Genomic DNA, 22,267 nt, shown 5'->3' on the forward strand with positions numbered 1-22,267 from the left:
AACACGGCCGGAATTGTCCCGGCCGTTTGCATGACAGGAGCCGGAAATGAAAGTGCTGGTGGTGGAAGACGAGGCGCTGCTGCGCCACCACCTACTGACTCGCCTGAGCGAAAGTGGGCACGTGGTCGATGCGGTAGCCGATGCCGAAGAGGCGCTGTACCAGACCCGCGAGTTCAATCACGACCTGGCGGTGGTCGATCTTGGGCTGCCAGGCATCTCCGGCCTGGATCTGATACGCCAGCTGCGCAGCAATGGCGAGCGTTTCCCCATCCTCATCCTCACCGCGCGCGGTAATTGGCAGGACAAGGTCGAAGGACTGGCCGCCGGCGCCGACGACTATGTCGTCAAACCCTTCCAGTTCGAGGAGCTGGAGGCGCGGCTCAACGCGTTGCTGCGGCGCTCGTCCGGCTTTACCCAGGCAAGTATCGAGGCCGGCCCACTCAAGCTCGACCTCAACCGCAAGCAGGCGCTGGTCGATGACCAGCCTTTGCCGCTGACTGCCTTTGAGTACCGCATTCTTGAATACCTGATGCGTCACCAGCAGCAGGTTGTGGCCAAGGAACGCCTGATGGAGCAGCTCTACCCGGACGACAACGAGCGCGACGCCAATGTCATCGAAGTGTTGGTCGGACGTTTGCGGCGCAAGCTGGAGGCCCACGGCGGGCTGAAACCCATCGATACCGTTCGCGGCCTGGGTTACCTGTTCACCGAGCGTTGTCGATGAGTCTTCGTTGGCGACGCTGGCTCGTAATGGCTCGGACCGCCCGCAACGGCAGCCTGTCGCTGCGCCTGCGCCTGATGCTGGGCGCCACCGGCCTCGCCTTCCTGTTCATGCTTGCCCTGCTGCCGGTGCTGCAGGCTGCGTTCAGCCTCGCCTTCGAAAGGGTCATCGAAGAGCGGTTGGCCGCTGATGCCAATACGCTGATCACCGCATCGCGTATCCAAGCCGGCCAGCTGCTGATGCCGGAGCGTCTGCCCGACGAAGAATTCGACCTGCCCGATGCCAGGCTGCTGGGCTACATCTACGACCCACAAGGCAAACGGCTCTGGCAGTCGCGCTCGGCCGAAGATGAGTCCATCGACTACCAGCCACGCCTGCGGGGCGATGTCACCGAATTCCTGCGAGTCCGCGATGCTGAAGGCGCCGAATATTTCGTCTACGACGTCGAGCTGCGGCTGAACAACGACCAGCGCCAGGCGTTCAGCTTCGTCACCATGCAACCCACCAGTGAATACCGCAGCCTGTTCGAGGAATTTCGCAGGCAGCTCTATCTCTGGCTTGGCGGCGGCCTGCTGGTGTTGCTGACGCTGCTATGGCTGGGCCTGACCTGGGGCTTTCGCTCGCTCAAGCGCCTGAGCCACGAGTTGGATCAGGTTGAGGCCGGTCGGCTGGACCGCCTCAGCGACCAGCACCCACGGGAACTACTGCGCCTGACCCGCTCACTGAACCGCTTGCTCGATGGCGAGCGGCGACAACGTGAGCAATACCGCAACTCGCTCGGGGATCTGGCGCACAGCCTGAAAACACCCCTGACGGTGCTGCAGAGCGTTGGCGAAGTCATCAGTAACCAACCCCACAACCGTGACCAGTCCCGAGTCATGCGGGACCAGATCGAGCGCATGAGCCAGCAGATCGGTTATCAGCTGCAACGCGCCAGTCTCGGCCAGAGCGGCCTGGTTCGCCACCGGGTTGCGCTGCAACCTTTGCTGGTGCGCTTGTGCAGTACGCTGGACAAGGTCTATCAGGACAAGCGCGTGCAGGTCGAGCTGCAACTTCCGGCCAACGCCACCCTGCCGCTGGAACAGGGCGCACTGATGGAATTGCTCGGCAACCTGCTGGAAAACGCCTACCGGCTCTGCCTCCATCAGGTGCGCATCAGCCTGCAGCACGTCGACGAACAGCTGATCCTGAGTGTCGAGGACGACGGGCCTGGTGTACCGGCTGACCAGCGTGCACGTATCTTGCGTCGCGGTGAGCGGCTGGACGCCCAGCATCCTGGCCAGGGCATCGGCCTGGCGGTGGTGAAGGACATCATCGACAGCTACGGCGGAGAACTCAGGCTGGATGATTCCGATCTGGGCGGTGCGGCGTTCCGGCTACACCTGCCGCTCGACTGACCCGACGAAGGGCTCTGAGGATGGATGCCGGCGGCGGGTACTGGCTGCTACAGTTCCAGGCCAAGTCACCTACCGGATGCGACAGATGTCACTGGACGACAACAAACGGCTGGTCCGTCAGCACATCGACCTGAGCTGGAACCGCGGACACCTGGCCCTCGCCGAGAAGCTGCACAGCAAGGATTTCCTCTACAAGAGCTCCTTCGTTGGCCACGCGATGGCCAGTCCCGCCTTTGCCGCGATGGTCACCCAAATCCGCACTGCCATGCCTGATCTTGAGGTGGTCGTCGAAGACTGCGTTGCCGAAGGCGACAAGGTGGTTACCTGGAGCACCCTGATTGGCACCATCGAAACACCCGCGCTCGGCTATCCGCCCAGCGACAAGGTCTTGAGCATTTCGGCCATGGCGTTCTGGACCCTGACGCCCGGACAGCAGATCCGCGAAATCTGCACCATGTTCGACATGGAAAGCTTTCGCGCCCAGCTTGGGCTGGCGACCCGCACCTACGCCGAGAAAGCCCTGCCCTGACGACAACTACCTGCCTGGAGGGGACCGTTCGGTTATTCGCAGCAGTCATCGCCCCGGTTTCGCGGTCCATTGCACAGGTCCCGATTCTGAAAAGGCAGGTTGAATGCACCGCCCGCTGTTGCTCAAAACCCTGGTTTGTCTCGTAGTACTGGCCTTGATGGTGTCCGCGATCGATCCGCATGACCGCACCACCTGGCTGCTGGAAGTCTTACCGGTGGCCATCTTGCTGCCGGCGCTGGTCTACAACCACCATCGATTTCCGCTTTCGTCCCTGCTGTATCTGTTACTGGCTGTCCAGGCGCTGGGGCTGGTTGCGGGCGGGCATTACACTTTCGCCCGCGTGCCGGTGGGCTTCTGGCTACAGGACTGGCTGGACCTCAGCCGCAACCACTACGACCGCATTGGGCACTTCTTCCAGGGCGTTGTGCCTGCGCTGATCGCGCGGGAACTGCTGGTGCGCAAGGACCGGGTTCATGGCAAACACCTGTTGCCGTTTGTTTGCGTAAGCATGGCCATGATGCTCAGCGCGGTCTACGAACTGGTCGAATGGGCGGCGGCCCTTGCGCTTGGTCAGGGGGCCAAAGCCTTTCTCGGCATGCAGGGTGATCAGTGGGACACCCAGGCGGACATGTTCTGCGCACTGCTCGGCAGCCTCACCGCCATGACGCTGCTGGTGCGTTTACACGACCGCAGCATGGCCGCCATCGGCAGGCCTCAACCGGTACGCTCAGCCATCCAGGGCGAAACCGCGAGATAAATGACGGCTGCTCGCTATCGATCTAATTGAATAAACGAACTGGCTGAGTTAATCAGTAAAACGCTGTTTCTGGGTTATCACATACGTCGATTTGTACTATTGATACGCTCACGTTTGTCCCGTTCGTCCTCGCTCGTAGCATAGGCCCCGTACCCCTACTACCGAGGACACTCTCATGAAAAAGCTACTTGCAAGTGTGATTCTGGCCAGCGTCGCGTCCACTGCCTTGGCAATCCCGCCAAGCCATCCTCAACCTATCCTGGGCGAAGCGCAGGGCGCCGAAACCGTGCAGAAGCAGGTAATCAACGATCGCAGCGTTTCAGAAAACGGCTTTGATCGCACCCCGCTTAGCGACCAGTTTGCAGAAGACGGCTTTGACTTCACGCCACAAGCGGAGCAGCTCGCCGAAGATGGCTTCGATCACACACCGATCAGTGAGCAGGTTGTAGATGATGGTTTCGACCGTACTCCACTCGGGCAGCTGGTCGCCGAAGACGGCAGCGACCGCACCGGACTCGGTACGGTCTGACGTTAACGCTTCAAATCAAGGCGCCGTTGGCGCCTTTTTATAGCCCGACACAACGCCAACGCTTTTTTACGTATATCAGGCCAGATGCCTTATTGCCCTCTGTACCCTTTACGGCCAACTGAAGCGCAATCCGCACTGTGATAGCACGATCAGTCGGAAAGCCGATCACCCTGAAAAACCACGCCGAGCCAGCCTGTACGAAACCTGTACACCCCGCTACCAAAGTACAGTGTTGCTAATATCAACACGCCACCATACTGCCTGCACAGTCAGTTCATGGACGAGCCTCACACTATGCGAGCACGTCATGAACCTAACCGTAAAACTAAAGCTCGGCCTGAGCTTTGCAGCGCTTACCCTTATCGTCCTGCTGGTCTCCGCCCTGGCCATCGTTGAGCTGGCGAAATTCAACCGCGCGTTTTCCGACTACGTCGAGGGCGTCAATGCTCGCGAGGAGCTTGCCTCCGCGCTGCTCATTGCGGCTCAGCGCCGCGCTGTCGCGGCCCGTAACCTGGTGCTGGTCACCTCTGAAGCAGACCTGAAGCTCGAACATGCGGCCGTGCTAGACGCACACCGTGATGTTCAGACCCATCTCACTGACCTCAAAACGGCAGTAGCTCGATCAACGAGCGCCGACGCCAACGAAGAAAAGCAGCTGTTTGCAGAGATTGCTCGCGTAGAAAGCCTCTACGGTCCAGTGGCGCTGGATATTGTTGAGCGCGCCGTAGCCGGGCAGCGTGAAGAAGCCATCGTGCGGATCAACCAGGATTGCATACCCCTGCTCCGTCAGCTGCTTGCAGCCGGTGAAGCCTATATGCATCACAGCCGTGAGGCGGCAAACGCCGAAGTGGAGGCCGAGCGCGCGACGTATGAAACCCAGCGCAACCTGATGATCGGCGTCTGCGTGATTGCCGTATTGCTCGCGCTGGGTCTGGGCATCGGCATCGTGCGGAGCCTGCTGCGCACGCTCGGTGCCGAGCCACTCAACCTGTCTGCTGCAGCCCGCCGGGTTGCATCTGGCGACATGCGCAGCATGCCGGGTATTGAGCAGGCGCCTGCTGGCAGCGTCATGGCATCCCTTGGCGAGATGCAGCGCAGTCTTGGTGAGCTGATCGGACAGGTACGTCGCTCTGCTGAAACCATATCATCCGCCGCAGAGGAGCTGTCTCAGTCAACTGAGCAAGCGAGCGCAGGCGTGATATCGCAAAAGCTAGAAGTCGATCAGGTAGCCACCGCGATTCACCAGATGGCTGCAACGGTGCTTGAGGTCGCGCGTAATTCCGAGGAAGCCGCCAGCGCCGCAATTTCGGCCGATCAACAGGCTCAGACCGGCGAAGCCACGGCGCGCCAGGCGGTCGTGCAGATCAAGCAGCTTGCCGATGAGATGGATAAATCATCTGCGGCGATGGCACGCCTGAAAAACGAGAGTGAGCGGATCGGCGGCGTGCTGGATGTCATCAAATCGGTGGCCGACCAGACCAACTTGCTGGCGCTGAATGCTGCGATCGAAGCGGCCCGAGCAGGCGATGCTGGACGAGGCTTCGCTGTGGTCGCCGACGAGGTGCGTACGCTGGCACGCCGCACCCAGGATGCGACGGTCGAAATTCAGTCACTGATCGAGGGGCTGCAGCGGATTGCCGAGGAATCCGCCAATACCATGCAGGGCTGCAGCGAGCTGACAGCGCGCACGGTGGCCGGGGTCAACGACACAGGCACTGCAGTGGCGGACATAACCCTCATGATCGCCGCCATCCAGCAGATGATGCAGCAGATCGCAACGGCCGCCGAAGAGCAAAGCGCCGTGGCTGAAGAAATCAGCCGCAGCGTGACCCGAGTGCGCGATATCGCTGACGAGTCCGCCACCTCAACCGAGCAGACGGCCGCTTCCAGCGTGGAGCTCGCGCGGCTCGGCAGCACGCTAAGCCAGCAAGTTCGGCGCTTCGAGGTCTGACCCAAAGCTTGATCAAATCAACTACTGCAGCTGTGAGGCAGGAGCCATTCGGCCCTTACTTGGGCTGGTTTGCAGGGTAAGGCGCCACGGCGGCCTGTCACCACAACCACCCCAACCACAGCAAAGCGGCCAGCAGCCAGGCGCTCATGGTTAGTGCGCTGGTGTTCCAGAAGCGGTTCCAGCGGCGCTCCCGTTGGCGCCAGCGCGAGGCATCGGGGTGGACGGTTGGTACGGGCATCGGTGGGCGCAGGGTGAGACGTCGCAGTCGCAGCGACAGCGTCAGCGCCGGGTTGGGCAAATTGGCCAGGCGTGTCGGAACCGTCCAGCCACGCTTGAGCACCACGCCAGCCAAGCCCAGCGCCAGCAGCAGCGGCCACAGCGCCGCCCAGATGCCACCCGGATAGAGCCCATGCAACATCGGCTCGCGCAGGGCGGGCCAGAGCCAGGGCAACAACAGCGCACAACTGCTAAGCAGCGCCCAGGGCAACAGTTGGGTTAACGGCGGGCGGTTCGCCGGGGCGTTGCGAGCATCCCGACGTAACAGCCATAGCGCGCGGATCAGCAGCAGGGAGGTCGTCAGGCTGCTGAGGCTCAGCCAGATCAGCCAGCCCTCGAACTCACCGGCATGCCAGACGTCTTTCAAAGCCGTTTTGACTGCCCCGCCGCTGGTCAGCGGCAGCCCCACAATCGCCAGTGCCGGCAGCGCCAGCAGCACCCAGCCGATACGAGAGAGACGACCGGCGTGAATCAACCCTGCGGCTAGAAACAGTGCCCCCTTGGCCAAGCCATGATGGACGCCGTAGAGCATCAGCACGACGGTCATTGCCGTCAATTGCTCGGGATGCCGCCAGGCGAGCGCCAGCAGCATCACCAGATAGCCCATCTGACTGACCGACGAATAGGCCAGCACTGCTTTGGCCTCTCTCGCAACGAGCCCGAGCAGGGCCGGATAGACGGCACCAAAGATCCCCATGGCAAGCAACACGTCCGCCCAGCTCGACAGCAGCGGATCACTTTCCGGCAGGCATCGCCAGATGCCTAGCAGTCCGGCCTTGAGCATCGCCCCGGACAACACCGCGCTGGCCGGCGCTGGCGCGGCCGGGTGCGCCAGGGGCAACCAGACATGCAGCGGCCAGAACCCTGCTTTCAAGCCCAGACCGGTCAGCAACAAGATCAGCGTCAGGGCGTCCATGGGCAGCGCTTGCCAGGCGGCGAACGAGAAATCGCCTTGCGCGGCATGGCTGCGCAGCATCAGCCCGGCCAGCAAAGCCATCTCGCCAGTGATTGCCAGTTGCAGATACAACCGCCCGGCACGCCGCGGTCTGGGCCCGCCCTGATGGACGATCAACCCGTAGGCGGCGAGGCTCATGGCACTGAAGCCGAGATAGAAGCTCAAGGCGTCAGTAGCGATGATCAACAACAGATTGCCAGCCAGCGCCAACAGCCAGAACGCCCAGAAGCGCAGCCGCTTCGGGTCGTCTTTCTGGCTGCTGCTGGCGAAGATGCCTGCGCAGCCCCAGAGCACGGCGGTGAACCCCAGCCAGGCGCGGCTGAGGTCGTCACTCGCGCCCCAGCGCACGCCCTCCCATAACATCGGCAGATCCAGCGGCGCCACTGGCTGGACGACCATCGCCAGCGCCGGCACGCAGGCCAACCATAGCCAGCCGATGGCGCGCTCGCGCCAGATCGCCAGGCTGGCCGCCGCCAAGAGCGGCGCCAGCGGCACCAGTAACCAGAGCCAGGCGCTACTCATAGCGCGAACTCTCGGTTGACGATCAGTTGTGCCCAACCCAGCGGGCTCAAAGCCGTACCCGCCAACACACCCACCAGCACCGACAGCATGGCCGTGAACAGCGCAGGCAAGAGCAGCATCCAGTGCGTTTCCCAGCGTTCCTCACGCCAGTTGTCATCGTGCCAGTCGGCGGGCGGAGAGAACCAGCCACGCCACAGCAATGGCAGAAAATAGCCGGCGTTGAGCAGTGCCGAGCCCATCAGCACCAGCAGCACCCAGTCCTGGCCGACCTCCAGCGCGCCCATGCCCAACGCCCACTTGCTGACGAAGCCGGCAATCGGCGGGATGCCGATCATGCCTAGCGCACCGATGCTGAATGCGGTCATGGTCAGCGGCATACGTCGGCCGACGCCGTCCATTTGATGGATGCGATGAATGCCCAGGGTTTCGGCGAAATTGCCGGCGCAATAGAACAAGGTGACCTTCATCAGACCCTGGTGAACCAGGTGGGCCAGCCCGCCAACCGCCGCAATGGGGCCAAGTAACGCAACGCCCAAGGTGACGTACGACACCTGGCTGATGGTCGAATGGGCCAGGCGCTTTTTCAGCTCTTGTTGCTGCAAGGCGCGCACCGAGCCGTAAAGGATGGTTGCTGCGGCCAGCCAGAGCAGCGGTCCGGCCATGTCCAGCTGATCCATCGCTTCGGCGCCATAGACGTCATAGACCACCCGGATAATCCCGAACGCACCGGCCTTGACCACCGCCACCGCATGCAACAGCGCACTCACCGGCGCCGGCGCCACCATCGCTTTCGGCAGCCAGCCGTGCAGGGGTATCAACGCGGCCTTTACGCCAAGCCCCGCCACCAACAGGACGAAGGCGACCCGCAAGGCTAGGTCGTGCTCGCCCACCGCTGGCAGCAGGTAGCCGCCCGGCTGGAAGTCCTGCCCGCCGGCCAAGCCATGCAGCAATGCCACCCCCATCAACACCAACGCCCCACCGCCGACGGTATAGGCCAGGTAGACGCGCCCGGCGCGCAGCGCTTCGGCCGTACCGCGATGCACCACCAGCGGGAAGGTGGCCAGGGTCAGCATTTCATAGAACAACAGAAAGCTGACCAGATTGCCCGCCAGCGCGAGACCTACGGTGGCACTCACGCACAGGCTGAAATAGCCAAAGAAGCGCGATTGCAGCGGGGAGTGTTCCAGGTAGCCAATCGCATAGATGGTCGTGGCCAGCCACAGCACCGAAGACAGTGCGACGAACAGCAGTGACAGCGCATCGCCCTGCAGCACCAGCGGCGCACCGGGCAGGAACGGCAGACTGAAGCGAAACTCCAGTCCGCGGCTGACGCCGTAGATCATTGCCGATACCAGCAACAGTTTGACTACCACCCCTGCGAGGTTGAGCGTGACCCGCAAGCGACGCTGCTCTTCGTGCAGGGTGAATATCAGAAGGCCCGGCACCAGCGAGCTGAGCACGATGGCCAGCGGCAACCAATGGGTCCAGTTCATCGCGCCACCCCGCCAATCCAGAGCAGCAGCGGTTCGCTGATCAGCGCCAAGCCGAGCACCAGCAGCGCTGGCAGCATCGCCAGCCATTGCGCGACCGAATCAGGTTTGATGCTGGGCGGATTGGGCCGCGCACGGTCGAACCCCAGCGCGACCACACGGAATACATAGGCCGCCGACATCAGCGTGCCGAGCAGCACACCGAAGGCCCACGGCCAGTGCTGCGGCTGCTCGAACAGCGGCTGCAGCAGCAACCACTTGGCGAGAAAGCCTCCGCTGGGCGGCAGACCGATCAGGCTGCCGCCCGCGACAGCAAAGGTCGCCATGGCCACCGGCATGTTCTGGCTGGCGCCTTTCAGCGCCCGCACCCGCCGCGTACCCAGAACCCGCTGCAGCTCGCCGGCGGCGAGGAACATCGACACCTTGGCCAAGCCGTGAGCAAGGATGAACAGCCACAGCGCCGCTTCCATTCGCGGTTCCTGCCAGTGCAGCAACAGGCCGAGCGCCAGCAGCGCATAGCCCAGCTGGGCAACTGTCGAATAGGCCACCAGCACCTTCAGCCGCGGCGCGCGCAGCGCCGACCAGCCCCCGGATATCAGCGCGAGAATGCCGGCTCCGGCGAACAGAAACCCCGCCTGGCGTCCCAGCTCCGGTGGCGCGATCTCGCTCCAGATCAGCCAGAGGATGTAGATCGGCCCCTTGACCACCAGCGCCGAAAGCAAGGCGCTGACCGCTGTCGGGGCGCCCGAGTGTGCCGGAGGCAACCACAGATGAAGTGGCCACAATGCAGCCTTGAGCATCAGCCCGACACTCATCAACAGCAGCGCCAGCCGGGTCGTCTTGTCGGCCTCGGCCAACTCGGCCAGCACCAGAACGTCCAGCACGCCGTAGCGGCCATAGAACAATGCGACACCAAACAGATAGGCGAGCGAACCGGCCAGCGACAGCATCAGGTAATTGAAGGCCGGTCGATAAGCCCTGCGTCCGGCCAGCGCGACCAATGCCACGGCGCTGAGGCTGAGTAACTCGAGCGTCACATACAGGTTGAACAGGTCCGCCGACAGCCACAATGCCGCCAGCGAGGCATGCAGCAGACAGGACAGTGGCCAGTAATCCTCGCTGCCGGTGGCGTGGGGGCTGCGTGCCGCGTACAAAGCAACCAGTAAATGCAGCCCTGCGGTGAATACCATCAGCAATGCAGTCAGCGGGGTCAGCTGGAAACGGATCGCCAGTGGCGTTTCCCAGCCGCCGATCTGCAACAGTTGTGGCCCGAGCTGCATCGTCTGCTGCAAGGCAAACGCTGCGGCGATCAGGCTGGCAGCACTCATCCCGATCACGCAGAGGCCACTGCGACCGGGCCGCAGCAACACCAGCAGCAGGCCCGCCACCAGCGGTAATGACAGGCTCAGCAATGCCGCATTCATTGCCGCGGCTCCTGCTGGTGTTCCTGCGATTGAGGCTGGCTGCCATGCGCCACACTGGCCAACCGCAGCGCCAGGGCAGTCGCACTGATCGCCACCACCAGCCCGGTTACCACCAGCGCGACCAGCAGCGGATCGCTCGGCTGGCTGCGGGTGGCCAGGGCGATCATCACCAGAAACACACCGCTGCCCATCAGGTTGAAGGCGATGATCCTGCGCAGCGCCTGGTGCAGCGTCAGCAGCCCGTGCAGCCCAAGCAACCACAGCGCAGCCCCGATGATCATCCAGAACAGGCCGCTGCTCATGAGGAGACTTCCTCCCCTTCGCCCACCACCAGCAGACTGAGGCTCGCCGCGATCGACAGCGTCGCGACAGCTTCGATCATCAGGATGATCGGTTTGGCGGCTCCTCCCGGATATGTCAGCCAGCCCTCGCCCAGCCAGGCCGTCGCCACTGCAACACCGACGAACACCAGCAGGCCACCCAGGACCAGCAAGCGCAACGGCATTAACGACCAGCGCAAGCGGGGCAGCAGACCCGATAACCGCAGCAGCACCACACCTGACGCCAACAGTGCACCGGCCTGAAAGGCGCCACCCGGCGCACTGGCGCCCCGCCAGAGAATGTAGCCAGCGGCCAGCACCAGCAGCGGCGCCAGCACCCGCGCCCAGGCCCGCAGCAGCGGCCAGGGTTCGGCCAGATCCAGCGGGCGCGGCCCGAGTTGCCGGGCGCCGAGCAGCGCCAGCAACAGGACGGCCAGTTCGAGCAAGGTGTCCCAGGCGCGGTAGTTCAGCAGCACCGCAGTCACCGGATGGCTGACGCCAGTTTCGTGCAGATGTCGAGTGATCAATGCTGGCAGACGCGGCTCGACCTCACTCAGCGGCGCAAGCCCTTGCACCAGCAGGATCAGCATCGGCAGCACCACAGCCGCCGCGCCGAGGCGCAATCGCGTGCCGGTGGCCTCCGGCAGATCTGCAGGCCCAGGCTGGCGCGACAGTGCGGTGAACAACAGAACGCCAGTAAGCCCCGCGCCGATGGCTGCTTCGGCCAGCGCCAGGTCCGCTGCGCCGAGACGCGCCCAGATCAACGCAAGCGCCAAGCCGAAGGCGATAAACAGCAACACGCTGGCGTAGAGATTGCGGCCATGCAGCGCGCCGAAGGCAAGGCCGAGCACCAGCAAGCCGAGTACCCCGTCGAACAGCCACTCAGTCATCGCGTGGCTCCTCGCCGGCCTGCCGCGCCAGCAATTGGCACGCCGTGGCGCTGGAGGCCAGCAGCAACAGCCAGATCAGCAGCATCTGCCCGACCTCCCAGAGGCTGTCGGCACGCAACGATAGACCGGCGATGACCAGCCCGAGGCCCAGGGTGTCGGCCTTGGTCAGGGCATGCAGGCGGCTGACCGTATCGGGAAATCGCAGCAGACCGATGCTGCCGGCAACAAAGAACAGCAGGCCACCGATCAGCAGCAGCCAGCTGAGGCCATTCAACAACGGCTCAGTCATGCCGACTCCTGCGCAGCAACTGCACCAGCGCGGCGCTCGCGACTGCGGCGAGCAACCCCAGCAGCAGCGCCACATCACGCAACGCCGGCTGCTCTTGCGATTGCGCCAGCACCAGCAACAAAGCCGTGCCGGTGGTGCCGAACAGTTGAATGGCCAGCAGCCGGTCTACCCGTGCCGGCCCCAGCACCACGCGCCCGAGCCCAATCATGATGGTCAGCAGCAACAAGGCGGAATACAGCGCCATCAAGGCCTGTCTCCGGGCGCAAGCAATCGCTCCAGTCGCCGTTCGAGGCTGTGCACGGTGGCCTCCCAGGGCTGCCGCTCATCGAGCACGTGCACGCGCATCCGGTCACCCTGTACCTGGGAGGCCAGAGTGCCCGGCAGCAGGCCCACCAGCGCCGAAAGCACCAGCCTTACCTGCGATGAAGAAGACGTGAGGGAGTAATCAAGCCAGGCCGGCTGCAGCGGCCGATTGGGATGCAGCGCGCGCAATGCCACATCCCAGGCGCCTGCGGCCATCTTGCCGAGAAAGAACCCGAGAAAACCCGGCAGCGCAGCCAGCGAGGGATGCCAGGGTCGCTGACCGAGCCAGAGCGACAGCCCGGCAGCGAGCAGGATGCTCGGTACGCCCAAGATCCAGCCGGCCCCTTCGGTGAACAACGCCCAGACCAACGCATACAGCGCCACCCAGCCCAGCCCGTCGAGCCAGCGGCGCTGCCCTCCGAGTTCGCCCATCGCTGTATCTCCTTGTTTGACCACGTTCTGTATTGAACGTGGCCGGCGCTGCGGCGTTCCGCTGTCCCGACGCTCAGGCTTGTTTCAATGCGTTGCCAACAGCTCAGCTCGTCGACTGGCAACGGATTTCAAGCGATTCGCCCGGCGCGAGCTCGCGCTTTCCTTCAGCGTAGTGCAACGGCACCGGGGCGACGTTGGCGGAATCGGCCCGTACCACCAGCGCGCCATTGGCCAGTTGCAGATGCAGGCGCGCCTGCCGAAACAGCAGCGACAGCGAGACCGGCGGCAGCGAAGCCGGCGGCGACGGGAACAGGTGCAGCCCATCGAGTTCCAGCCGAACGCCCAGGTAGTGACGCTGCAACACGTCCAGCGAGCCGCTCATGGCGCCGAGGTGCACGCCCTCTTGGGTGCCGCGATTGCCTGGCGAACCCAGGTCGGTGGCCAGTGCCTGCCTGTAGTAAGCCCAGGACGCCTCGAGGTCGATGTCGGCGAGCGCACCGGCACAGACGACTTTGGACAGACTCGACTCGTGGGTGATGCGCGCCAAGTGGTAGGCCAGGGTGCGCCGCGCGCTGGCGGCGTTATGAGGATAACCAAGACGCTGGAGAATCCCCTGCAGGGTCTGTTGAGGCACCAGGTAGTAGGCCATCAGCACATCGGCCTGCTTGGTCAGCTGGTAACGGTCGCAGCTGTCATGCCGCGCTTCGAGCATCCAGTCCAGCCGCGGACGATCGCCGTGCAACCATTCCTGCGGCGGTGGTTCCAGCCGGTCGAATCCCTCGAACTGACTGAGCAGCTGGTCATCGACAAACGGCAGGTAGAGGCCCTCCGCTACCGTCTGCCAATGCTCAGGCTCGTCCGGCTTCATCACCAGACGCTCCCGCAGAGCATCCGCATCCGCCTCGCTGAGCAAGGCCAGCACCTGCCGCGCACGGTCCAGCGTCCAGGCGGCCATCAGATTGGTGTAGGTGTTGTTGTTCAGCCCGGGCTCAGCCGCGTTCGGGTAGCCGTTGTGATACTCGTCCGGGCCGATCACGCCGCAAATCAGGTAGCGCTGTCGCGACGCATCGAACTGCGCAATGCTGGCCCAGAACCGCGCCACTTCGATGATCAGCTCGCCAACGGGGCCGGCCAGCAGCGCCTCGTCAGCGGTGGCCAGATAGAGTTGCCAGGCATCGTAAGCCACGGCCGAACCGATGTGCCGCTGGAGGCGGGTATGGTCGGCCATCCAGCGGCCCGACATCGGGTTGCACTGCCAGGGCGGCGTCTCCTCCTCGCCGGATCGGGCGCTGCGCCAGGGAAACATGGCACCACGCAAACCGGCTCGGTGCGCCCGTTCGCGCGCCTTGTCGAGCCGAGCGTAGCGGTAATCCAGCAGGCTCCTGGCCAGCTCCGGCCAATGGGTCGCGAGCACCGGAAAAGCGAACAGCTCATCCCAGAACACCTGACCGTAATAGCCTTCCATCCAGCCTCTAGGCGGGAAGCCGAGGTCGCGGCCGACACTGTGTGGCGAAACTGTTTGCAGCAGATGAAACGCGTGAAAGTGCAAGGTTCGCTGAAGCTCTGGATCGTCCGAGGCGAGTGAGTGCCCCTGCCACAGGGTTCGCCAGGCCTCGGCGCTCGCCTGTTCCAGCTGCTCATACTCGCCGCCAGGCAACTGTCGCCATGCCTCGCTACGGGCATCCTTATCGGTAACCGGGCACTCCTCGTCGATCAGCACCACCACCCGCTTTTCCATGATCAACCGACCGTCGTCCGGCACCGCGCAGCGGGCGTCCTGAATCAGTCGCTGTTCGTGGGTGGTGCTACGCCATTGGAGCTGACGCCCAGGCGTCCGGAGCTGCATCGCCATCGCCAGGCGCTGGCGATGGCGATGCAATCGGGCGCTGAGGGTGGTAGTGCCGTTGTCGTCATGGTCGAACGCCAGGTGCTGCAGACGGCGCCCTTCATAGGCGCGGTTGCGCTCCACCCCGGCGTTAACTGCGCCACCGTCGAGCACTGAGCGCAGGCGCACCTCGAGACCGGGCGGCAGCTGCAACTCCCAGCGCAACACGGCGAGATTGGGCGTTGCCATGCTGACCAGACGACGCTCCAGCAGCTCTACCCGATGCCCCGCCAGCTCGAAGCTGAGTTGCCGCTCGAGCGCGCCATCGTTTAGATTCAGCGCTTGCCGATAACGCTGCAAATCGACCCCATCGAGACTGAACCAGTCGCCATCACCCAGCGCAAAGCTGAGACCGAACGGATCGGGCAAGTTGACCAGCGCCGCCATGTGCACCGTATCGCCATTGACCTCGCGCGGCGCCTGGTCATACCAGCCGGCGCGGTAGAAGCCTGCGTAGTGCTTGCTGTCGTCCGCATCGGACATTGCCGCAGCTTCCGGCGCACTGGCCCGCCACGACAAGACGCCGTTGCCCAAGGCCAGCAAGGCTTCGCGACGGCGCTCGTCATCGCAGTCGTAATGATCAAAGACGATCTGACACGGTGTGTTCGGCTCAGCCATCAAACACTCTCGCCTTGTCGAGTAGCGTCTGCGCCAGGTCGACCACCTGCTGCCGATCAGGATACGCAGGCTGCGAGCCGTAACCGGTGACGGCCAGATTCGCGGCGGCCACCCCCCACGCAGCGGCCTCACGCGGCTCAAGGCCTTCGAGCATGGCCACGGCGAATACGCCGGTAAAAGCATCGCCCGCACCAGTCGTATCGACCGGTTCTACGTCGCCCGGCGGAATGTGAAGGGTCTGGTCAGTGGTCGCCAATACGCAACCGCCATCGCCCAGCTTGATACATACGATCCCCGGCCCGTCGCGTTGCAGCTGGCGAGCGGCATCGGCGAGTTTGTCCATAGAGTCGAGCGAGTGGCCGACCAGCCCCTCGGCTTCCGAGACGTTTGGTGTGATTGCATGCAGCTTGGGCAACAGCCCCTCGTCCACCCGGTCAGGGAAGGATGGATCGAGCACCGCCGGAATGTCCTTTCGAGCCGCTGCCTCCAGCGCCTTGTTTACCACTCGCGCCGGCACTTCATAGTCGAGCACCAGGCAGGCGGGCGTTTCGCAGCCGTCGATCACGGCAACCATGGCGTCGATGGCAGCCTCGTCCCAACAATCGTTGGCATTCGTCGCCAGGACGATGTTCTTCTTCGCGTCGGGCGGCACCATGATCATCGACACGCCAGTGGACTGGCCGGCTGCGCGCCCGACGTTCTCGACCTCGACGCCGGCCTGGCGCAGCGGGGCGAGCGCTTGTTCGGCCAGCTCATCGTCGCCGACGCGGCCAAGCAACAGGCTGCGATGACCGAAACGAGCGCCGATGAAAGCCGTATTGCTGGCCTTGCCGCCAGACAGGCGACACAGGTCATGGGCAAGCTGGGTTTCGCGGCTGCCAGCAGGTTCGTCGACCCGCACCTGGAAATCGGCGTTAATGCTGCCAAGCGACAGCAGGGTGAGGCGTTGCATAGGCATGCTCCGACGGCTCAAGCTCGTTCTTCAACGGACCTGAACCGGCGGCGAGGGTTCGCCGTTCGGCTGTCTCGCGCAGCCTGATTGGTGGCTCGAGACGAGGGCCGGCTCAACCACGACCCTTACGCATTGACCGCCTCCTACCAGCCCGCAACGGATCAAAGCTGCGGCGCCGGCATCACAGCAACCCGCCATACGAACTGCCTGTACCGGCAAGCGCGCGAGGCGCCAGCGCCCGGTAATCACACCCGGTCATCTCGTGAGATGGCCGCCGCCGGAGCATCAAGCCGAGAAAAAATAACGGGTCAGATGAAAGAATACCGGCGCGGCAAAGCACACCGAATCCATCCTATCCAGCATGCCGCCGTGACCTTTGATCATCGTCCCCCAGTCCTTCGCTTGCAGGCTGCGCTTGATCGCCGAAAGCGTCAGCCCACCGAGGAACCCCATCAGCACGATCACAAAAGACATGGCCAAAGACTGATAGAAACTGAACGGCGTCAGCCAATACATGCAGCCACCGGCCAGCACTGCCGCCAGTCCGCCGCCCACCAGCCCTTCAACTGTTTTGGAGGGACTGACGATAGGCGCGACTTTGGTCTTTCCGAACAGCTTGCCGAATACGTACTGCAGCACGTCGCTGATCTGAACGACGAACATCAGGTAGAACAGCAGCAAGGCGTTCTGCCCTTCGAACCCATTCAGATCAAGGATGAGCAGCGCCGGTGCGTGACTGATGCAGTACACCGTGATCATGACGCCCCACTGAATCTTAGCCGCCCGTTCGAGGAATCCATCAGTCTCCTGTGACAGCACCGCAATCGAAGGCAGGAACAGGAACGCATAAACCGGAATCAGCAACGTGACCATCGAATACCAGTGGATGCCGATGAAGATGTACTGCAAGGGAATGAGGATGAAGAAGGCCGCAAACAGCGCATTGTGATCGCCCAGCCGGGTGGGGGTCAGTGTGATGAACTCTCGTAGCGCAAACAGCGAAACGAACGCGAACAGCACCACAGTTGCAGTGTTACCCAACAGGTACGAGGCGACGAAGACAGCGATCATCGACCACCAGGCATTGACCCGCAGATTCAGGTTGTCGACCGTCGCAATAGCGCCCTCCGTTCTGACGAAGCGCTTCAGAATCAGCCCGGTGATGGTGGCCAACGCCAGTAAGGAAGCCACCCCGACCATCAATAGATAGAACTTGTTTTCGATCATCATTTGGCGAGCCTCACGACAGCTTCACGGGCCCGGCTCAAGAAGTCGCCGATCGCTTCGTTCTCAACCACTGAAAGAGGATCGCCAATCCGAATGGTGCAGATGATTGGCAGCGGCACATGCTTGCCTTTCGGCATCGAGCGATAAAGGTTGTCCAGATAGATGGGTACCAGCAGCGCCTGCGGAAACGCTTGATGGAGGCGATAAAGCCCGGACTTGAACTCGCCGGGAAGCGCCTGAAACCTGCGTGTCCCTTCGGGAAATATGATGACCGAACAGCCTTGTTCCATCACACGATGTACGGGCTCCAGAGGGTCTTCACCTTCTCTGGATTTTCGATCGATCAGCACCGAATTTAGCCCACGCGTGGCGATATATCTCAGGAATCGGTTCTTGCCCCAATAATCGGCTGCGGCAAGTGGCTTGGTATTGAGCCTCGCCTCCCTGGGCAGGGCTGCCATGATTGCCAGGGTGTCGATATGGCTGGTGTGGTTGGCGAAATAGATGCGCTGGCCGGATAGGTCAGGCGTGCTTTCGAAACGAGCGCTGGCACCCAGTAGTAGCCGCAGAACAGAGATCAATAGGGTGGAGAGCCACATCACTGGGCCTCCTTCAACTGACGCGCAGTTATTCGGGTGCGGGTGATGCAGGTCACAACGGACCCAGCCGCGATGACGATTAGCGCGATATACAGCGCATTGTGAGTGGCGAACAGCAGTGACTCGGGAATGTTCAGCGCCAGGCCAGCCGTCATCACCGCCATGCGATGCTGCTTGGCCATGGGCCCGGCGAATGTTTGCTTGAGCCCGAGCGATCCGCCGAAGACCCGCACGTAGGCAGTCAAAGCAGCGGCAAGCGCAGCAAACCAACCTAAAGACGGATCGCCAGCTGCATACCCAAGCGCCACGATCAACAGGCTGTCTGCGATGCGATCCGGAAACTCGTTATACAGCCCACCCAATGTCGATTGCTTTCCGCCCTCGATCGCCACCATGCCGTCGAGCAGGTTGCATATCAGCCTGAGCTGAATAAATACGATTGCCGAAAGAGAAGCGAGTATGCCGGTGGACGCTGCCATACTTGCAGCCGCCACGGCAGCAAATCCGATACTGGCAACTGAAATCTGGTTAGGCGAGATATCGCGATTGATCAAAAGCGTGGCAAGTTCCATTGCCCAGCGTTTAGATCGGGATGTAATGGGTCTTCGGTTGTCTTGCATTAGGCGTTCCTTTACCTGTTGTTTATCCGGATTTTATAAAACGAAGACTGCTAGGCCTGCGTTCAAACGGCGCCGGCATTCCATGCCGACTCGTTATGCTGAAACAATATGCGCGGATGGTCATTCATGCATGCTTTCTACGCTATTACCAACTTCCGTAAGGAATTCCATACTTGTCTATGTAACGCCTGGTGTTCTCATTAACTTTGTAAGCGTAGCGTCCATCAGTTTTTCCTTGCGAAGGGCCGAGCGGCTCGATCTCGGCTCGTGCGCGGGCCACTTCGACCGGCCTGTTGCACTCATCCCTAGTCCATACCTGCACAATCCCGCCCGGAGCCAATCCCAAATGAAGAGCCGCGATATAAAGGGCCGGCTGATCTGGTGTTTCCGGGCAGCGCCGATGAGTGGACCTGTGCATGAGCTGCCGAGCTTCCTCAGGAATATCAATCCATACTCGATAGGTTTGCGGCTCCACTATGGATTGCCAACGAACATAGACACGCTTGGGCTGATCTGCACCGACAACTCCATGGATCCCTCCTGACTTGCCCCTGGGCCAACCTCTAGCCAGCTCGCTGTCATAGCCATAATGTCCAGTACCGATAACGCCGCCAACGCCATGGTTGAAAAGTTTGCCGTGGACATCTTCCACCCAGCTCGCTTCGACCCAACCAGTCATGTAAAGCGGAGCAAAGAATTCCAAACTCCACCACGGATCCTTTGGATCGCGCTCACCCGATAGCGGATCTACTGGATGGCAACCCGCTAGATATAAAAGCATTGCCACAGCACAAATATGCTTGATCATGGAAAGCTCCATTCGGCTACGTGAGGATGGAGCCGACGCACATTTCCCATATTAGGTGCATTGAAGTAAATCAACCTAATTCCGCTTGCGGTTTTCTTGCCGAACGGATTATTCCAATGCGCTGAAAAATGTATATAGCGATGATTCAGAACAACCTCTTCGCTCTCATTCAGAGCATAATTTTCATGGACAAACCGATCTCTTATCGCTGCCAGTTCATCGGGGACTGAATAATGCGGATCATCGGGAATATCATCAAACCTGACGCCCTTTTTTCTAGCCAACTCGTGCATGACCTGCAGATATACACGAGAAAGCCCGCTACTTACCCGACGCTTTAGCTGCAGTCCGGCATAAACTCTTTTCTGCCGAGGTGCCAGACGATCACGCGGATCAACAGGCAGTAACTGCGCCTCAGGGATGACGATTTCCAGCATGGCCGCAGGCCAACCCGCAGCGATCATGTGCTGCTTGGCATCCGCCGCATCCTGGTAGATAGAGGTTTTCGTGACATCGACCCGCTGCTCTACCACCAGCGCTTGCATGGGGCTGACCAGAACTCGTTCCTCGGCGTCGTCCAGGTAGCCGCCACCGATGTCCGAGTGAACGCCCGGGAGGGCGATTTCGGTATGGTCCGGGCTGACTTCGCTCAATGGAAAGTTGGCGCGTATCTCGTCGCGCGCCACCAGTTGAACCACGTTCGTAAAGTACTTGCGCGGCAGGTATAGGTTCAAACCCGGAGTGGTAGCGCTTTTGACGTTGCCCAGATTTGCCAAGCCGCCTACCGAAGCGACCGTATCGAACAGGCCGATAAAACCGACATTGATATCCCGTCCGTAGCGGTCGACGAAACTTTGATCGAACGCGCTTGCGTTGCTTTGCAAAGCCGCACCGAGAGGGCCTTGCTTGCCCTTGACGACTTCATTGGCGAAATGCCTCGCCGCTGCAGCTCCGCGACTAAAACCGAAAACATCAAAGGTCAGCGAGGTGATTTCGCCGCCAGGATTCCCCGTCTTCGCGCGACCGATAGCAGCACCGATTCTGGTAAATGCGTGCTGAACGCACTTTTGAACACCGGTAGCGCCCCGCCCCATGGCATACCCCAAGGCACTGTCTTCCTCACCGCTTTGCGTGCCAATACCCTCAATATAAATTCTCAAGGAGACTTGTCGTTGCGGGCCCGTCCCTTCGGCATCGGCCCGATCGACATGGAGGCTCATCAGCTTGCGCACATTGGTCAAATCATTCCCATAACTGCTATCCGGCTCGGCCATATAGGGCTTGCAGTTAGAGTTGAGATCCTCGACCGCTATCGGATGATGCGCGCCACATGCCAAGCCAAGCGCAGCGTTGGTGGCGTTGTTAAGGGTGCCATCGAAGAACACGCCGATACGCAAGGCCAGCTTGATCTTCTCAGGTGATCTGGCCGGCTCGCTGCTGTGGCGCTCGTATTCCGCCCAGCGCTCGGCATGAATGTCGACCGGCTGAACATCCTTCAACTCGGCGTCGCGCTTGGCTCTGGGGATATTGGGTATGTAACCGCTCATTGTTCCACCGTCCATGGTTGGAAGTCTGTGGCCGTGTATAGGCGCGCTGGACGTGGTCACGATGAATCAGGCGCCACGCCATGGTGTGCCAGTAGGGCCGAGCGCTGGCGTTGTTTCAAGCGCATCGTTCACACTGTGCTTAGCTAGTGTTGCGGATCTGTGCGGTAAACAGCAGGGCGGAAAGGTGACGCTGCCATTTCCTGGAATGCTCAACGCAGAACCGATCGAGCCAGTCATCTCAATCTGATTGAACCTGCCAAGCCCCAACAGCGGGCGATTGCCCCTTTCAAGTGCACAGAATCTCCGTATAGTGGGCTGCGTCTTCCGCCCCTGCCGACCTTACCGGGTCCACCGCGGCCGGAGGACCCGGGCATGATCCTTGCCTGAACTGTTTCGCAGCCCACCATCCCGGCGCTGCGTTTGCCGAATGCCCTACCCGGGTGGCCGGCCTGATGCTGGAGATACACGATGTCTACCGAACCCGTCACCCTGATGGTGGCCCGCCGCGTGCGCGATGGCCGCTACCACGACCTCCTCGCCTGGTTACACGAGGGCGAACAACTGGCCGCGGACTTTCCCGGCTACCTGGGCTCCGGCGTATTGGCGCCTCCGCCTGGCGACGATGAGTTTCAGATCGTCTTCCGATTTGCCGATGAGCAGACCCTCGACTCCTGGGAGCATTCGGCTTCGCGTCGGGCCTGGCTGCAGCGTGGCAGTGAACTCTTCGGCCAGCCGCACGAGCAGCGCGCGCGTGGCATCGACGCCTGGTTTGGCGGCGCCGACAGCCCGCCGCCGCCGCGCTGGAAGCAGAGCATTGCGATTTGGCTGGCATTCTTCCCGGTCTCGCTGCTGTTCAACCTGATGTTTGGCGGCGTGCTCGCCGAGCTGAGCCTGGTGATGCGGATACTGCTCAGCACCCTGGCGCTGACGCCACTGATGACCTACCTGTTCATCCCGCTCTCCACGAGGCTGCTGGCACCCTGGCTGCAGAGTTCGCCACGCCCCCGGGTCATGCCCACTAAACAGCCGATCACCGCCCGCTGATCGGAACGGCTGCGGCAACATGACAAACTTGTTGCCGTCATTCGCCTGACGCCATTAAAGTGCCATCACCGCCTGTCGATAATATGACTGGGCGGTCGCGCTTGAGTGCGCCCGCCCAGCGCACCGCAGAGCAGGAAACCCAGTCGAGGCGACCCGCAACAATAGGGGTTACCGCGACGGTT

General features: G+C 62.0%; 22 protein-coding genes. 7 read left to right on the forward strand and 15 right to left on the reverse strand.

The window, feature by feature from the left end:
* Nucleotides 1-46 precede the first annotated feature (46 nt).
* From ACSSNI_RS07880 to ACSSNI_RS07905, 6 genes are all read left to right on the forward strand, one after another.
* On the forward strand, nt 47-724 hold the full coding sequence (locus ACSSNI_RS07880; protein ID WP_200636165.1) for a response regulator: 678 nt from the start codon (nt 47-49) through the stop codon (nt 722-724).
* A complete protein-coding gene (locus tag ACSSNI_RS07885) occupies nt 721-2,118 on the forward strand; it encodes an ATP-binding protein (protein ID WP_200636163.1) in 1,398 nt (465 codons plus the stop codon). Before ACSSNI_RS07880 ends, ACSSNI_RS07885 begins: the two co-directional genes overlap by 4 nt.
* An 85-nt stretch (nt 2,119-2,203) precedes the next feature.
* Nucleotides 2,204-2,647, forward strand: coding sequence for a ketosteroid isomerase-related protein (locus ACSSNI_RS07890; protein ID WP_102837801.1), 444 nt, complete (start codon nt 2,204-2,206; stop codon nt 2,645-2,647).
* Nucleotides 2,648-2,750: 103 nt separating this feature from the next.
* A complete protein-coding gene (locus ACSSNI_RS07895; protein WP_148923969.1) occupies nt 2,751-3,404 on the forward strand; it encodes a DUF2238 domain-containing protein in 654 nt (217 codons plus the stop codon).
* A gap of 175 nt (nt 3,405-3,579) precedes the next feature.
* Entirely contained in the window at nt 3,580-3,933 is a 354-nt protein-coding gene (locus ACSSNI_RS07900) for a hypothetical protein (protein ID WP_200636161.1), read from the forward strand.
* A 307-nt stretch (nt 3,934-4,240) separates the two neighbouring features.
* Nucleotides 4,241-5,884, forward strand: a complete 1,644-nt coding sequence (locus tag ACSSNI_RS07905; protein WP_200636159.1) for a methyl-accepting chemotaxis protein — start codon at nt 4,241-4,243, stop codon at nt 5,882-5,884.
* Nucleotides 5,885-5,981: 97 nt separating this feature from the next.
* Here ACSSNI_RS07905 and ACSSNI_RS07910 read toward each other — a convergent pair whose 3' ends face one another.
* The 15 genes from ACSSNI_RS07910 to ACSSNI_RS07980 form a co-directional block, all read right to left on the reverse strand.
* The gene (locus ACSSNI_RS07910) at nt 5,982-7,637 is read right to left on the reverse strand and encodes a complex I subunit 5 family protein (protein WP_200636157.1); all 1,656 of its coding nucleotides are present in this window, start codon (nt 7,635-7,637) and stop codon (nt 5,982-5,984) included.
* Nucleotides 7,634-9,130, reverse strand: coding sequence for a complex I subunit 5 family protein (locus ACSSNI_RS07915; RefSeq protein WP_200636155.1), 1,497 nt, complete (start codon nt 9,128-9,130; stop codon nt 7,634-7,636). The genes ACSSNI_RS07910 and ACSSNI_RS07915 overlap by 4 nt, the downstream gene beginning before the upstream one ends.
* Nucleotides 9,127-10,551 (reverse strand): complex I subunit 5 family protein, encoded by a 1,425-nt coding sequence (locus ACSSNI_RS07920; RefSeq protein ID WP_200636153.1) that lies wholly within the window; start codon nt 10,549-10,551, stop codon nt 9,127-9,129. The genes ACSSNI_RS07915 and ACSSNI_RS07920 overlap by 4 nt, the downstream gene beginning before the upstream one ends.
* A complete protein-coding gene (locus ACSSNI_RS07925; RefSeq protein ID WP_200636151.1) occupies nt 10,548-10,853 on the reverse strand; it encodes an NADH-quinone oxidoreductase subunit K in 306 nt (101 codons plus the stop codon). The genes ACSSNI_RS07920 and ACSSNI_RS07925 overlap by 4 nt, the downstream gene beginning before the upstream one ends.
* On the reverse strand, nt 10,850-11,761 hold the full coding sequence (locus tag ACSSNI_RS07930) for a hydrogenase subunit MbhD domain-containing protein (RefSeq protein ID WP_200636149.1): 912 nt from the start codon (nt 11,759-11,761) through the stop codon (nt 10,850-10,852). Before ACSSNI_RS07930 ends, ACSSNI_RS07925 begins: the two co-directional genes overlap by 4 nt.
* Nucleotides 11,754-12,050: a cation:proton antiporter gene (locus tag ACSSNI_RS07935; RefSeq protein WP_102837810.1), complete on the reverse strand. Its 297-nt coding sequence runs from the start codon at nt 12,048-12,050 to the stop codon at nt 11,754-11,756. Before ACSSNI_RS07935 ends, ACSSNI_RS07930 begins: the two co-directional genes overlap by 8 nt.
* A complete protein-coding gene (locus ACSSNI_RS07940; protein ID WP_200636147.1) occupies nt 12,043-12,294 on the reverse strand; it encodes an MrpF/PhaF family protein in 252 nt (83 codons plus the stop codon). The genes ACSSNI_RS07935 and ACSSNI_RS07940 overlap by 8 nt, the downstream gene beginning before the upstream one ends.
* Nucleotides 12,294-12,785, reverse strand: a complete 492-nt coding sequence (locus ACSSNI_RS07945; protein WP_200636145.1) for a Na+/H+ antiporter subunit E — start codon at nt 12,783-12,785, stop codon at nt 12,294-12,296. Before ACSSNI_RS07945 ends, ACSSNI_RS07940 begins: the two co-directional genes overlap by 1 nt.
* 103 nt (nt 12,786-12,888) lie before the next feature.
* Nucleotides 12,889-15,288, reverse strand: coding sequence for a glycoside hydrolase family 65 protein (locus tag ACSSNI_RS07950; protein WP_200636143.1), 2,400 nt, complete (start codon nt 15,286-15,288; stop codon nt 12,889-12,891).
* Complete coding sequence (locus ACSSNI_RS07955; protein ID WP_200636141.1) at nt 15,281-16,240, reverse strand: PfkB family carbohydrate kinase; 960 nt, start codon at nt 16,238-16,240, stop codon at nt 15,281-15,283. The genes ACSSNI_RS07950 and ACSSNI_RS07955 overlap by 8 nt, the downstream gene beginning before the upstream one ends.
* A 285-nt stretch (nt 16,241-16,525) precedes the next feature.
* Nucleotides 16,526-17,470, reverse strand: a complete 945-nt coding sequence (locus tag ACSSNI_RS07960; protein WP_200636139.1) for a phosphatidate cytidylyltransferase — start codon at nt 17,468-17,470, stop codon at nt 16,526-16,528.
* Nucleotides 17,467-18,066 carry a lysophospholipid acyltransferase family protein gene (locus ACSSNI_RS07965; RefSeq protein WP_200636137.1) on the reverse strand — a complete coding sequence of 200 codons (600 nt, stop codon included), beginning with the start codon at nt 18,064-18,066 and terminating at the stop codon, nt 17,467-17,469. Before ACSSNI_RS07965 ends, ACSSNI_RS07960 begins: the two co-directional genes overlap by 4 nt.
* On the reverse strand, nt 18,066-18,686 hold the full coding sequence (locus ACSSNI_RS07970) for a CDP-alcohol phosphatidyltransferase family protein (RefSeq protein ID WP_200636134.1): 621 nt from the start codon (nt 18,684-18,686) through the stop codon (nt 18,066-18,068). The genes ACSSNI_RS07965 and ACSSNI_RS07970 overlap by 1 nt, the downstream gene beginning before the upstream one ends.
* A gap of 145 nt (nt 18,687-18,831) precedes the next feature.
* Complete coding sequence (locus ACSSNI_RS07975) at nt 18,832-19,491, reverse strand: DUF2931 family protein (RefSeq protein WP_418952659.1); 660 nt, start codon at nt 19,489-19,491, stop codon at nt 18,832-18,834.
* Nucleotides 19,491-21,041: a phospholipase effector Tle1 domain-containing protein gene (locus ACSSNI_RS07980; protein WP_200636132.1), complete on the reverse strand. Its 1,551-nt coding sequence runs from the start codon at nt 21,039-21,041 to the stop codon at nt 19,491-19,493. Before ACSSNI_RS07980 ends, ACSSNI_RS07975 begins: the two co-directional genes overlap by 1 nt.
* Nucleotides 21,042-21,509: 468 nt before the next feature.
* On the opposite strand from ACSSNI_RS07980, the gene ACSSNI_RS07985 reads away from it, so the two are divergent.
* Complete coding sequence (locus ACSSNI_RS07985) at nt 21,510-22,085, forward strand: antibiotic biosynthesis monooxygenase (RefSeq protein ID WP_102837815.1); 576 nt, start codon at nt 21,510-21,512, stop codon at nt 22,083-22,085.
* The last annotated feature ends 182 nt before the right edge of the window (nt 22,086-22,267 follow it).

Source organism: Stutzerimonas tianxiuensis (assembly GCF_053470365.1).